The organism is Catenuloplanes niger (genome assembly GCF_031458255.1).
GTDB classification, from domain to species: Bacteria; Actinomycetota; Actinomycetes; order Mycobacteriales; family Micromonosporaceae; genus Catenuloplanes; species Catenuloplanes niger.
Window position 1 is genome coordinate 9521349 of the sequence record NZ_JAVDYC010000001.1, and the last position, 14372, is coordinate 9535720.

The 14372-nt window shown below is 74.5% G+C and carries 8 protein-coding genes; all 8 read left to right on the forward strand.

Annotated elements, in window-relative coordinates:
- The first annotated feature begins 8 nt into the window (after positions 1-8).
- The 8 genes from J2S44_RS41935 (at position 9) to J2S44_RS41970 (ending at position 14355) form a co-directional block, all read left to right on the forward strand.
- Positions 9-1472, forward strand: a complete 1464-nt coding sequence (locus J2S44_RS41935; RefSeq protein WP_310429097.1) for a hypothetical protein — start codon at positions 9-11, stop codon at positions 1470-1472.
- Positions 1469-3979 (forward strand): serine/threonine-protein kinase, encoded by a 2511-nt coding sequence (locus tag J2S44_RS41940; protein ID WP_310429099.1) that lies wholly within the window; start codon positions 1469-1471, stop codon positions 3977-3979. The genes J2S44_RS41935 and J2S44_RS41940 overlap by 4 nt, the downstream gene beginning before the upstream one ends.
- A gap of 719 nt (positions 3980-4698) precedes the next feature.
- Positions 4699-5742 (forward strand): PP2C family protein-serine/threonine phosphatase, encoded by a 1044-nt coding sequence (locus J2S44_RS41945; RefSeq protein ID WP_310429101.1) that lies wholly within the window; start codon positions 4699-4701, stop codon positions 5740-5742.
- Positions 5742-7049 carry a VWA domain-containing protein gene (locus tag J2S44_RS41950; RefSeq protein ID WP_310429103.1) on the forward strand — a complete coding sequence of 436 codons (1308 nt, stop codon included), beginning with the start codon at positions 5742-5744 and terminating at the stop codon, positions 7047-7049. The genes J2S44_RS41945 and J2S44_RS41950 overlap by 1 nt, the downstream gene beginning before the upstream one ends.
- Before the next feature lie 8 nt (positions 7050-7057).
- Positions 7058-8050: an FHA domain-containing protein gene (locus J2S44_RS41955; protein WP_310429105.1), complete on the forward strand. Its 993-nt coding sequence runs from the start codon at positions 7058-7060 to the stop codon at positions 8048-8050.
- Between the two features lie 748 nt (positions 8051-8798).
- On the forward strand, positions 8799-10928 hold the full coding sequence (locus J2S44_RS41960; protein ID WP_310429107.1) for an Agd3-related carbohydrate-binding protein: 2130 nt from the start codon (positions 8799-8801) through the stop codon (positions 10926-10928).
- Positions 10929-11014: 86 nt separating this feature from the next.
- Entirely contained in the window at positions 11015-12823 is a 1809-nt protein-coding gene (gene pelF / locus J2S44_RS41965) for a GT4 family glycosyltransferase PelF (RefSeq protein ID WP_310429109.1), read from the forward strand.
- Positions 12820-14355, forward strand: coding sequence for a hypothetical protein (locus tag J2S44_RS41970; RefSeq protein WP_310429111.1), 1536 nt, complete (start codon positions 12820-12822; stop codon positions 14353-14355). Before pelF ends, J2S44_RS41970 begins: the two co-directional genes overlap by 4 nt.
- Positions 14356-14372 lie beyond the last annotated feature (17 nt).

Below are 14372 nucleotides of genomic sequence, written 5' to 3' on the forward strand. Positions count from 1 at the left end.
CGCCGCCGATGAGCCGGGACGAGGCCGACGCCGTGCTGGTCGGCCTCATCGCGGCGCACGACCGGATCTCCGCCGCCATGTACTGGCTGGACGACCACCCGGGCCTGGCCGCGCTGCGCCGCACCGGGCTGACCGGCCGGACCGCGCGGGTGGCGACCGAGACGCTGCACCGTACCGGCGTGCTCTGGTCCCGGTTCGCCGCGCTCGGCGCCCGGCTCGACGACGCGCGCCGGGCCCGCGCCGCGGCCGGCTCCCGGCCGACCGCGGCGGACCTGCGCCGGCTGACCACGCTGCTGCGCGGCCCGTCCGTGGCGATCGGCCCGGACGGCACGGTCGCCGAGGCCGCCCCGCCGTCGCTGACGCTGCCCGCACTCGCCGACGACCTGGAACGGCAGGCCGCCGAGGTGCGGGCCGAGTGCGCCCGGGTGCGGAGCGCACTGGCCGCGATCGCGGACCGGATCACGCCGCTGACCGTCGCGCTCGACCGCGCCCGCACCACCGCCGCCGGCCTCGGCGACACCGAACCCGGCCCGTCCACCGGCCCCGGCCCGTCCACCGGCCCCGGCCCGTCCACCGGCCCCGGCCCGTCCACCGGCCCCGGCCCGTCCACCGGCCCCGGCCCGTTCACCGGTTCCGGCCCCGGCCCGGCCACCAGCCCGGCCACCGGTGCCGGAACCGGCCGGGGGCCCGGCGTGGACGGCACCTCGAGCGCGGCGCGGGAGACCGCCGCGCGAGACGGTGGGGCCGGTGAACGGCTCGCGGACGTCGAGGCGCGGCTGGCCGAGGAGCATCTCGCCGCGCTCGCCGACCCGCTCGGCGCGGTCGGTGCCGGCGCGGACCGGCGTGCCGTGGCCCGGCTGCGCGACCTGGCCGAGGAGGTCAACCGCGTCGCGGCGGACCTGGCCGGGCTGGCGCGGCTGCGCGACGCCGCGGCCGGCCGGCTGGACCGGCTGACCCGGGACGTGGACGCGGTCGCGGCCGCCGAGGCCCGGACCGCCGAGGCGTTCCGGACCGTGCACGACAAGATCCACGAGCCGGGTCTGCCGGAGCCGCCGGCCGCGGCCGCGTCGCTGCGTGCCCACCTGCGGCAGATCGCGGAGATCCGGCGGGAGCGGCGCTGGGCGCGACTCGGCGCCGAACTGGACGCGGCCGAGCGCGGCGCCGCCGCCGCACTGGACCGGGCCGGTCACCTGTTCGAGGCCGCGGACGGGCTGCTGCGCCGCCGCACCGAGCTGCGCGGCCGGCTGTCGGCGTACCGGGCGAAGGCGGCGCGGCTCGGCCTGCTCGAGGACGGCCACGCGGCCACGCTGCACGAGGCCGCGGAGACACTGCTCTACACGTCACCGTGCGACCTGCCCGCCGCGACCGTCGCGGTGGTGGCCTACCAGCGCGCGCTGGCCGGCGCCGGGCCGGAACCCACCGCCGTCCCGGCCCGGAACACCGAACCTCCGCGAGGGGAGCGACCGCGATGAGCGCGGACTGCCGGCGACCGGGCTGCACCGGGGCGTACAGCCCGGACGGCTACTGCGACGAGTGCGGCCGCCGGGCGCCGGCCGAGGAACCACGATCGGAGGCCACCGCCGCCGGTACGCGCGGGTCCGCGCGGAGCGGCACCGGCGGTACCCGCGGCTCCCGGTCGTCGCGCACCGGCGGGCGCGGCCGGCTCGGCGCCGGGCTGGTCGAGATGCCCCGGGTGCCGCCGCGCGACCCGGCCGCCGCGGTGCTGGCCGAACCGGTCGTGGCCGAGCCGAAGCGCTACTGCACCGCCTGCGACAAGCCGGTCGGACGCGGCCGGGACGGGCAGCCGGGCCGCACCGAGGGCTTCTGCCCGCACTGCGGCACGCCCTACTCGTTCCGGCCCCGGCTCGAGGCCGGCGACGTCGTGCAGGCACGCTACGAGGTGCTCGGCGCGCTCGCGTACGGTGGCCTGGGCTGGATCTATCTGGCCCGGGACCGGCACGTGTCCGACGCGGTGGCGGACCGGTGGGTGGTGCTCAAGGGCCTGATCGACACGTCCGACCCGGACGCGGCCGCGGCCGCGGTGGCCGAACGCCGCTACCTGGTCGAGCTCGACCACCCGAACATCGTCAAGATCCACGACTTCGCGCAGCACCCGGACCCGGTGACCGGCGAGCCGGCCGGCTACCTGGTGATGGAGTACATCGGCGGGCAGTCGCTCAGGGAACTGCTGGTCACCCGGCGCGAGCAGACCGGTGCGGCCGCCGTGCCGCTGCCCGAGGTGATCGCGTACGGCGTGGAGATCCTGCCCGCGCTCGACTACCTGCACAGCCGGGACCTGCTCTACTGCGACTTCAAGCCGGACAACGTGATCCTGGCCGAGGAGCAGCTGAAACTCATCGACCTGGGTGCGGTCCGGCACGTGTCCGACATGGAGTCCGCGATCTACGGCACGCCCGGCTACCAGGCGCCGGAGATCGCCGAGGAGGGCCCGTCGGTCGCGTCCGACCTGTACACGGTCGGCCGCACGCTCGCCGTGCTCGCGCTCGGCGTCCACGGCTTCACCAGCACGCACGCGCACCGCCTCCCGACACCGGCCGAGGCGCCGCTGCTGGCCGAACACGACGCGTTCCACCGGGTGCTGCGCCGGGCCACCCACCCGCGCCCGGAGCGCCGCTTCGCGACCGCGGGCGAGTTCAGCGAGCAGCTGCTCGGCGTCCTCCGCGAGGTCCTCGCCGTCACCGACGGCACGCCACGCCCGAGCACGTCACTGCGCTTCACCCCGGAACGCCGCACGTTCGGCACGGACCCGGCGCCCGTGCACCAGCACACCGCCGGAGCTGCCATCGGCCGGCACACCGCCGGGGCTGCCCTGAGCCGGCGCGCCGCCAGGTTCGCCGTGGGCCGAGGCGCCGCCGGGGTTGCCGTAGGCCGAGGCGCGTCCGGGGCTGCCGTGGGCCCAGGCGCCGGCGGGGCTGTGGTGGGCCGAGGCACCGGCGGGGCGGGCGTGAGCCCGGACACCACCGGGGTGGGCGTGCGTGGGGGCCCCGCCGGAGCGGCCGGGAGTCAGGGAGCCGACGCAGCCGCCGTGAGCCGAGGCATCGCCGGGACAGGTGTGGGCGGCGACGCGGCCCCGGATCCGCGTGAGGTCGCGGCGGCGCTGCCGACCCCGCTGGTGGACGTGCTCGACCCGGGTGCGGGCTTTCTCGCCTCGATCGGGACCGGCACGCCCGCCGAGGTGATCGCCGCGCTGACCGCCGCGCCGGTGGACAGCCCGGAGGTCGCGTTCCGGCTGGTCCGGGCGCACATCGACGGCGGCGGCCCGGACCGGGCGGCCGCGGAGCTGGACCGGCTGGCCGCGGCGGACCCGCTGGACTGGCGGGTCGACTGGCACCGGGGCCTGGCCGCGCTCGCCGCCGGTGACGCGGCGTCGGCCCGGGACGCGTTCGAGGCGGTCCACCACGCGCTGCCCGGTGAGCGGGCGGCCCGGCTCGCGCTCGCGGCCGCCTGCGAGTGCGCGGGCGACACCGAGGCGGCGGCCGGTCACTACGCGCGGGTCTGGGCGGTCGACCGCGGGTTCCTCAGCGCCGCGTTCGGGCTGGCCCGGCTGCGGCTCGCGGCCGGTGACCGGGCCGGCGCGCTCGCGGTGCTGGACCAGGTGCCGGAGAGCTCCGCGCTCTACCTGACCGCCCAGGTCGCCGCGACCCGCGCCGGGCTGGCCGACGGCGGCCCGGTCGACGACCTGCTCGGTGCGGCACGCCGCCTGGAACGACTCACCCTGGACACGGAACGGCAGTCGCGCCTGACGGTCGAGCTCCTGGAGGCCGCGCTGGCGTGGCTCGGCGGCGGCGCCGCACCACCGGCCCGGGAGCGGATCCTCGGCACCGAACTGACCGAGCGCGGCGTGCGGTTCGGGCTGGAACGCGCCTACCGCATGCTGGCCCAGCGGGCGCGGACCCGCGAGGAACGGTACGCACTGGTCGACCGCGCGAACGCGGTCCGCCCGAGGACGCTGGTGTGACCGCGCCCCCGGCCTGCCCGGAGCACGGCCCGGCCGGTGACGACGCCACGTTCTGCGAGGTCTGCGGCCGCCACCTGCACACCGGCGCGCTTCCGCCGCCGCGTCCACACCCACCCGCCGACCGCACCCGCCCACCCCACCCGCCCGCGTCCGCCACGCATGCGACCGACGCGGCCCGGCCAACCGATCCGCACGCCACCGGCACCCCACCGGCCGGCGCACGCGCCGCCCACACACCCGCAGCCGGTGCGCACGCTGCCCGCACCCGGGAGGTGGTCGGGGTGGTGACGAAACGGACTGATCCTGGACACCTGGACGGCCGGTCGGCCCCGGAGGACGATCGCGGCCGGCAGACGCCGGAACACGATCACGGCCAACGGACGCCGGAGGACAGTCGCGTCCGGCGGACGCCGGAACACGATCACGGCCAACGGACGCCGGAGGACGGTCGCGGCCGGCGGACGCCGGAGGACGGTCGCGGCGGAGGGACGCGCCCGGTGGGCGTCGTCGGGCGTGGTGGGGGGAACGCCGCGCCCGTGGGGGACGGTGTCGCCCGGCAACCCGTCAGGAGCGGCGGGCGGGTGGCGACCGTACCGTCGTGGGATTTGCGGGGTTTGGGTGGGGTGTGGCGGTCGGCGCGGGCGAGTCGTGGGGTCTGTGGCGCGTGCGGCGCCGCCGCGGATGCCGCGGGTGGGTGGTGCGGCGAGTGCGGGCGGCGGGTGAGCGTCGCGGCGGAACGGGCTGAGCTGGTGCTGGACGGCGTCGCGGCGGTGACCGACCGGGGCCGGCGGCGGCACAACGAGGACGCGGTCGCGATCGGGCGCGCGGGCGACGCGGTCGTGGCGGTGGTCTGTGACGGGATCTCCAGTGCCCGGCACGCCGACGTGGCCGCGGTCGGTGCGGCCGAGGCGGGCGTGTCCGCGCTGCTGGCGGCGCTGGCGGACGGCGCGGACGGCACCGGGGCGACCCGGCGTGCCGCGTCCGCCGCGGCCGGCGCCGCCGCGCGGACCGGGCGGGGCGAGGACCGGGACGCGCCGCCGGGCTGCACCTACGCGTCCGTGGTGGTGGCGGCGGACGGCGTGACCGTGGGCTGGGTGGGTGACAGCCGCGTCTACTGGGTGGGCGCGGACGGCGATGCGCAGCAGCTGACCGTGGACGACTCGATCGCGGCGATCCGGGAGGCGGGACGGCCGGTGCCGGCCGGGCTGGCAGACGTGGATCCGCGGTCCCGGGCACTGGTGCGCTGGCTCGGCGCCGACGCGGGCGAGGTGGTACCGCAGGTCCGGCACTTCCGGCCGGTGCGGGCCGGGCACCTGGTCGCGTGCTCGGACGGGCTCTCCCGCTACCTGCCGACCCCGGCGGCGCTGGCCGCGGCGCTGGTTCCCGGCGCGGACCCGGCGACGCTGGCCCGGGCGCTGACCGCGCTGGCCGTCGACGCGGGCGGCGACGACAACATCGCGGTGGCGGTCCTGCCCGTCGGCGGCCCGCCGGAACCGGCCGTCCCGGAGGCGGACATCCCGTCGGCGGCACGCCCGGAAGCGGCGAACGCGACGACAGCCGGCCCGAACGCGGCCGGACCGGCAGCGTCCCACGCGGAAGCGAGCCGAAGAACGGCAAACCCGGAACCCGTCGGCCCGGAACCGGTGAGCGGCACGGGAGCGGTAGGCGGCACGGAACCGGTCGGTGGCACGGGGACGGTCGGTGGCACGGGGACGGTCGGTGGCACGGGGACGGCGTCGGCGCAAGTAGCGAGGAGTGCGTGATGGTGGCGGAGAACGGGCGGGCGCGGTTCGAGGCGGAGGTGGATCAGAACGAGTTCCTGCCTGCGGGCGGCCGGACCGTGGACGCGATCCTCACCGTGACCGCGACCGGTGGAACAACGACCGGTGGGACGACGGCCGGCGGGCGGATCGCGCAGATCATCATCGTGGACGTGTCCGGCTCGATGGCCGCGCCGGCCACGAAGCTGGCCGAGGCGAAGAAGGCGACCGCCACCGCGGTCGACACCATGCCGGACGGTACGCCGTTCGCGGTGATCGCCGGCAACGGCACCGCGGCCATGGTGTATCCGCGGGAGCGGGGCACGGTCGTGGCGGACGCGCGGACCCGCGCCGAGGCCCGCGCCGCGGTGCACCAGCTGTGGGCCAACGGCGGCACCGCGATCGGCCGCTGGCTGGACCTCGCCAACGCGGTGTTCGCCGGCACCCGGGCGGAGATCAAGCACGCGATCCTGCTGACCGACGGCGAGAACCAGCACGAGTCGCGGGAGCAGCTGGAGCGGGTGCTGGCCGCGTGCGACGGAAAGTTCATCTGTGACGCGCGCGGTGTCGGGCACGGCTGGGTCGCGGAGGAGCTGCGGCTGATCTCGTCGGCGCTGCTCGGCACCGCGGACGGGCTGGAGTCGCCGTCCGAGCTGGCCGCGTCGTTCACCGCGATGACGCGGGCCGCGCAGGGCAAGTCGACGGCGGACGTGGCGCTGCGGCTGTGGACCCCGGCGAACTCGGTGGTCAGATCGGTCAAGCAGGTGTTCCCGCGGGTCGAGGACCTGACCGGGCGGCGTACGGAGGTGAGCGCGCGGATCGGGGAGTACCCGACCGGCGCGTGGGGCGCGGAGAGCCGGGACTACCACATCACGGTCGACGTGGAGCCGGACGCGGTCGGCGAGGAGATCCTGGCCGGCCGGGTCAGCCTGGTCGCCGGCGGGCAGGTGCTCACGGAGCGGCTGATCCTGGCGAAGTGGACGGACGACACCGCGCGGTCGACCCGGATCAACCGGCGGGTGGCGCACTACACCGGGCAGGCGGAACTGGCCACGGCGATCCAGGAGGGGCTGCGGGCACGGGACGCGGGTGACGAGGAGACCGCGACCGCGAAGCTGGGCCGGGCCGTGCGGCTGGCCACGGAGAGCGGGCACACGGACACCGCGAAGCTGCTCGCCCGCGTCGTCGACGTGGAGGACGCGCGGACCGGCACGGTACGGCTGAAGCGGCGCGCCGCGGACGAGAACGTCGAGATCATCAACGTCCGGTCCACGAAGACGGTCCGGGTGCAGCGGCAGCGGGAGGACTGAGGACGGCCATGACGACGACGGCGACCTGCCCGAAGGGGCACCACTCCGCGACCCTCGACTACTGCGACACGTGCGGCGCGCCGATGCACGGCGTCCCGCGGGATGCGGAGCCGGTGGGAACCCCGGCCGGCGCGGCGCTGCCGGGCATCCGGGAGGCGCCGGGCATCCGGGAGGCGCAGGGCGGATGGGACGGCGCGGAGGGCTGGGACGGCTCGGCCGCGGAGATCACCCAGCCGGTGCGTCCGGGATGCCGGCGATGCGGGACTCCGCAGGCCGGGCGGTTCTGCGAGGAGGACGGCTACGACTTCCTCCTGGCGCCGCCGGTCCCGCCCGCCGACGCGGCAACCGGCACCATCCTCGGCCTCGGCCGGCAGAGCGGCCCCGACCCGCAGGGTGGCCCCGACCCGCAGGGTGGCCCCGACCCGCAGGCCGGCTTCGGCCCGCAGGGTGGCCTTGGCCCGCAGGGCGGCCCCGGACCGCAGGCGGGTCCCGGCACGCGGACGGATCCCGGGCCGCGGGCCGGCTCCGGGCCGCGGGCGGAACCCGGTGCGGGGGACGGTTTCCGGGCCGCGGAGCCGGCCGGGGGCACGACCGGCCGGCTGGAGGTCGTGGTGGGCGCGGACCGGGCCTACTTCGACGGTGTCGTCGCGCAGGGCGGGGCGGACGCGGCCGGCATGGTCTATCCGCGCTTCGCCGCGGAGCGCCGGTTCCCGCTGGCCGGTGACCGGCTGCTGATCGGCCGTCGCAGCCGGTCCCGCGGCATCCACCCGGACATCGACCTGGCGAGCCCGCCGGAGGACCCCGGTGTCTCGCACACGCATGCGTTGCTGCTGCACGACGGCGGTGCCTGGTCCATCGTGGACCTCGGCTCGGCGAACGGCACGTACGTCAACGATCCGGCGGGAACGGCGATCCCGCCGCAGACCCCGGTCGCGTTGCGGGCCGGTGACCGTGTCTACGTCGGAGCGTGGACGTCGCTGACCGTGAGGAACACACAATAGCCCTCCCCCGGCCGCCCGGCCAGTAGTGCCGGATATCTGACGGCACCTTTCTCCGGAAATGGCCGCCGGAATCGCGATCGCACGCCATTGGGCGTCTGCGCGATGAATTCCCGACAACACGGCTGTTTCAATTTCGAGTCCCAGTTCCCCACGGTTTCCGGCGATTCCCGTGGTCAGCGCGGTGCCGCGGGAACATCCGCGCGCGATTTGGACGACAAGACCCGATCGCTCCACATGAGATGATCGGGACCGGTTGGGCCCGATTCACGCGCGCCGACCCGGGGGTGGCCATCCGGATGACTCGGGCATCCACCGTACGGACTAGGTTGCCGACCCGGACGGTCGTTTTCGTCACTCCGTGCGGCCGCCGTGAACGCTCTGCGTAGCGATCTAGCGACGTTTGGCGGATGCGCTCCGGAAGTCAGGACGCGCCGGAAGTTGCAGCCCGCCCACGCCCGAGACGCCACCCGCCGTTCGACACCCACCCGGAAAGCCCACGTCAGGGCCGTGAAGAGGGTTCGTGTTCATCAAGACCTGGATTGATCTCGATGGCTGCAAACGATTTTTCAGCCATTTCCGCTACCACTCACGCACGCCTGCGTCAATGCGCAATTCGCGGTCCGAAGGCCCCTTGCGATCATTGCTAGCGTTCACCATTGTTTTCGCCGGGCACCGCCGTCCCGGGCCCGGCCAGGCCGGACAGTCCTGGATGGACTACTCAATCGGCTCCTCATCGGAGGTTCACCACATGGTCCTCACCGGACCCTCGCGCCGCCGTGTCGCGGCGCGCATCGCACTCGCCGGGCTGACCGCGCTCGCGGTCGTGCTCGGCGGTCAGACGCCGGGTAGCGCGCAGCTCCCGGCCGCGCCCAGCGCGCAGCCGCCGTCCGTTCCCGGGCTCGGCCAGGTCGACACTCCGGCGTTCCAGGTGCCGGGCCCGCTGCCGAAGCGCTCGGGCAGCATCCCCCAGGTCGCGCCGAAGGCCGGCTCCGCCGCCGCCCGCGCCGCGCTGGTCAACGACCAGGTCAACCTGAAGGCGCTGATCATCGGCGTCGGCACGAACGACTTCGGCATCGCGACCTGGAAGGCCACGCTGGACCGGGTCGGCGCCAAGTACGACGTGCTCGACGCGGCGACCACGACCGTCACCACCGGCACGCTGACCACCGGTGGCGTCGGCAACTACAACGCGATCCTGCTGACCAACAGCATGCTGCTGCTGCCGAACTTCTCGTCGGCGCTCGACGCCACCGAGTGGAACCTGCTCTGGAACTACGAGCTGAACTTCGGCGTCCGGCAGGCCGCGCTCTACACCAGCTACGGCAGCTGGCCGGAGACGTACTGCCTGAACGGCGTGTCCGAGGGTGGTGTCACCGGTGACACGGTGCTGCCGGCGTCGCTGACCACCGCGGGCGCGGGCGTCTTCGACTACCTGAACCCGTCGGCGCAGATCCCGGTCCAGGAGTCGTGGGTCTACAAGACCTCGCTCGTCGCCGGCTGCAACGGCCAGGCGCTGCTGCAGGACGCGACCGGCAACGTGCTCGCGGTGAAGGCGACCACCAGCGGCCGCGAGAAGATCGCGCTGACGTTCACCTCCAACGTCAACCTGATCCAGTCGGACCTGCTGGTCTACGGCCTGTTCGAGTGGGCGACCAAGGGCCTGTTCCTCGGCGAGCGCAAGCACCACCTGAACGTCGACATCGACGACTGGTTCAACAGCGCGGACCACTACAAGGAGGACGGCACCGTCGAGTACGACCCGGGCTTCCGGGTCAGCGGCCACGACACGGTCAACCTGGCCGCGCAGCAGACCGCGCTGAGCACCGCGCACCCGAAGGTCGGGGACTTCAAGTTCAACCTGGCCTACAACGGCTCGGACATCGACACGTTCGCGGGTGACACCTGCTACCCGAACGGCGACGAGACCACGCTGACCTCGACCACGAAGTGCCTCAAGGACAGCTTCCGGTGGATCAACCACACCACGAACCACCCGGAGCTGAACCAGACGGACTACAACACCTCGCTGTTCGAGATCCAGGACAACGCCACCCGCGGTGCGAACATCGGCCTCAACGTGCCGGCGACGATCCTGAAGACGCCGGAGTACTCCGGCCTGGGCGTCTACAACCCGAACCCGGACGACGACACCGGCCCGCCCACCGACTACGGCCTGGCCGGCTCGAACCAGGCGTTCCTGGACGCGGCCGCGTTCGCCGGGGTCACGCACGTGCACGGCAACATGTCGTTCAACAGCCACAAGCCGGCGAACTTCAACACCAGCATCGTGCACCCGCTGAAGAACAGCATCAAGGTGGTGCCGGACTGGCCGACGAACATCGCGTACCACACCACCACGCCGCCGGAGGAGGCGCACTTCTACAACTCCTTCTACGGCCCGAACGGCCTGTTCCCGTACTGGCCGACCGACCGGACGTACCAGCAGATCCTCGACTACGAGGCCGGCGTCATCGGCTTCCAGCACGTCGCCACCGGCTCGATCTACTCGCACACGTTCCACATCGCGAACGTGCGTGACTACGGCAGCGGCAACACGCTGGTCACCGACTGGGTCGACAACATCATGGACAAGTACGAGGCCACGTTCAACGTGCCGCTGATCAACTCGTCGTGGACCGGGATCGCGTCCTACACCGACGCCCGGAACACGCACTTCGCGGCGCTGACCGCCGGCGCGAACGCCGTCTACGACCGGGTCGCCGGGACCATCACGGTGTCGGTCCCGAACGGCGGCACCGTCCAGGTCGGCGGCGTGGCCGCCACGGTCGCGAACGCCACCACGTACGGCACCGCGGTCACCGCGCCCGTCACCGTGACCGGCACGCCGGTCGTGGTCGCGGCCGCACCGCGCCTGTAACGACCGGTGACACCGCACGACCGGTAACACCGCACGACCGGAACAACGGAACAACGGAACAAGGCGAGAGGAATCGGGGGCCGCGGATGAGAGTCGCGCTGGTGTCGGAAGGCACCTACCCCTATGCGATGGGTGGCGTCAGCGTCTGGTGCGAGCAACTCATCCGCGGCATGCCCGACTACCGGTGGGAGGTCGTCGCGCTCACCGTCGACGGCACCGAGAAACCGGCGTTCGCCTACCCGGAGAACCTGGACCGGGTGCACAACATCCCGCTGTGGGGCGCGCGGCCGGAGCGCCGCCGCCCCCTCGGGCGGGCGCTCGTGCCGGCCCGCCGGCCCGGCGCCGGCTTCGTCGAGTCGTACGAGGTGTTCCTGCGCGCGCTGGTCACCCCGCTGGAGTCGACCCGTTCCGAGGAGGGCGCGGTCAACCGCAGCATGTTCCTGCTGGCGCTGCGCGGCCTGTTCGAGTACGCCAACGACGGCGGCGACCTGAGCGCCGCGCTGGTCTCCAACGAGGCGCTGGACATGATGCTGGCGGCCTGGCACACGCTGCGGGTCGACGAGACCGGGCCGGCGCCCACGGTCGCGGACGCGCTGGAGGCGGCCTGGCTGGTCTCGCACATGATGCGGCCGCTGTCCGCTCCCCCGGTCCGGGCCGACATCGTGCACGCCTCGATGAACGGGCTGGCCACGCTGACCGGGATGGCGTCGAAGTGGGCCTACGGGACCCCGATCGTCATGTCCGAGCACGGCATCTACCTGCGCGAGCGGTACATCGCGTACCTGCACGACGGCGCGCCGCACGCGGTCCGGGTGCTGGTGCTCAGCTTCTTCCGGTCGCTGGCCGGCGCGGCCTACCTGATCTCCGACGTGCTCGCGCCGCACTCCGCGTACAACCGGCGGTGGCAGCTGCACAACGGCGCGGACCCGGATCGCATGTGGACGATGTACAACGGCGTCGAGCCGGACGAGTTCCCGGCCGCGACCGGTGAGCCGGACGCGCCGACCATCTCGTTCATGGGCCGCGTCGACCCGCTCAAGGACCTGCACACCCTGATCCGCGCGTTCGCCATCGTCCGCAAGGAGATACCGGACGCCCGGCTGCGGATCTTCGGGGGCACGCCGGTGGCGAACCGGGTCTACCACGCGTCCTGCCAGGAGCTGATCGACGAGCTGGGGCTGAGCGACTGCGCCACCCTGGAGGGCCGGGTCGGCAACGCGGTCGAGGCGTACCACGCGGGCAACATAGTGGCTCTGACCAGCATCTCCGAGGGCTTCCCGTACACCGTGGTGGAGGCGATGGCGTGCGGCCGGCCCACGGTCTGCACGAACGTCGGCGGCGTCGCGGAGGCGGTCGCGGACACCGGCATCGTGGTGGCGCCGCGCGACTTCGAGGCCGTCGCCGAGGCCGCGATCACGCTGCTCAGGGACCGCGAGCGGCGGCTGCGGCTGGGTGCCGCGGCCCGCGCCCGGGTGCTGGAGCACTTCACGCTGCGCCGCTCGCTGGAGGCGTACCGGAACGTCTACGAGGGCCTGGCCAAGCCGGCCGAGCAGACCGCTCCGCCGCGTCACCTGCGCGGTCAGACCAAGGGCCGGGTCCCGGTGCCGGAGAAGCGCACCCGTCCCGGCGTGGCGCCGGTGCCGAGGCAGCGCGCCCGCAAGGGCATGGCCGCGGTGCCGCGCCGAGATCCGGGGGTACGCCCGGCGTGGCCCCCGCTGCCGCCGGTCCCGGTCACCGCGGTCGTCGACGAGACCGTGGAGACGACCGGCACGGACGAGACCACGGTGCTGCCGCGCACGCCGCACGCGCCGGCCGGCTCCGACGAGACCACGCTGCTCCCCCGGCTGACGTTCGACTCCGACGACACCACGAAGCTGGACGGTGAGGCGCGATGACGCTCTCCAGCGACGTCGGCGACGAGGTGCCGACGAGGAAACGGCGGCCCCGGGCCGGTGGCGGCATCATGGCCGCGGCCCGCGCGGCCAGCGAGGACGAGGCGCCGGCCACCGACATCACGGTGCTGCTGCCGAAGATCTCCACCGACCCGGTCGACGACCTGGTCGAGAAGGTCCGGCCGAAGCTCGGCAAGGCCGTGGACGCGCTGCAGGTCGCGGCGCTGCTGGAGTCGGACGGGCACACCGACCGCGCGGCCCGCGTCGAGTACGGCTACACCGACGTCTTCGCGCTCGCGCTCGAGGTCTACAAGCGGATGGGCCCGCCGTCGCCGGTGGCGCCGGACGAACCGAACCCGGTCGTGCTCACCCAGGGCCGCAAGGACGCGCTGCGCACGCTCGCGCACGGCCCGCTGTACGTGCTGCCGTCCGCCGCGTTCCCGGCCGTGCTGGCCGTGGTCGGGTTGCGCGCGTTGGTCATCGGCCTGGTCGCGGCCGGCACGCTCGGCTGGGTGCTGTCCGGCACGGCCGCGCACGGCGCGTACCGCATGCTGGGTCTGGGCCGGGAACGCTCGGCCGCGCGGATCCTGTTCTGGTCCGCGGTCGCCGGGCCGCCGCTCGGCCTGCTGCTCGGCGTGGTGGTCGCGCTCGGCTGGGGCGGCGGGCCGGAGCTGGTCGCGATGATGACCGGCCAGCTCGCGTACCAGATGGCCTCGACGCTGCTGGTCTTCTACCGCCGCGAGCTGTGGCTGGCGCTGTCCATGGTGCCCGCGTTCGTGCTCGGCGCGCTCTACCTGATCCTCGGCGGCACCGGGCTGCGACTGGCGTCGGTCGCGGTGACCGTGCTCGGCGTCGCGGCCGCGTACGCGTTCGGCCTGATGGCGACCACCCGCCGGCACGGCGAGGAGGCGAAGCCGGAGCCACCGCTGCTGGCGTCGCTGCGCCCGGAGCGCCGCGGGCTGATCGGCGTCACCGGGTACGGGCTGGCCTCGGCCGCGCTGCTGTTCCACGCGCAGGCGCCGTACCTGCTCGGCCGGCTGGACGTCGCGGTCGCGGCCGTACCGCTGATCCTGTGCATGGGGTTGGTGGAGTGGCGGGCGAACCGGTTCTGGGCCGAGACCGTGGCGCTGACCCGGCGGGTGCACCGCCCGGCCGAGTTCGTCGCGGGCGTCTGGCGGTCGATCGGCCGTGAGGTGCTGACCTGCCTCGCGGTGCCGGCCGCGGCCGCGCTGCTGCTGCTGGCCTGCCTGTGGCTGACCGGCCTGCTCACCGCGGCCGGCGTGCTGATGACGGCCGCGCACGTGGTGCTGGCCGGCGCGTACTACCTGGCGTTCCTGCTGGCCGGGCGTTCTCGCTTCGGCTGGCTGTGCGTGACCATGACGGTCGCGGTCGCGCTGCACCTGGTGCCCGCCCTGGTGCTGCGTGCCGGGCCGGTCCTGGACACCTCGCTCTACCTGGGCAGCGTCCTCACGCTGCTCGGTCTCTTCGCCGCAGGCCTGGTCCCGGTCATCGGGCAGGCCCGGCACTACCGGTAAGACCCGAGCTCAACCGA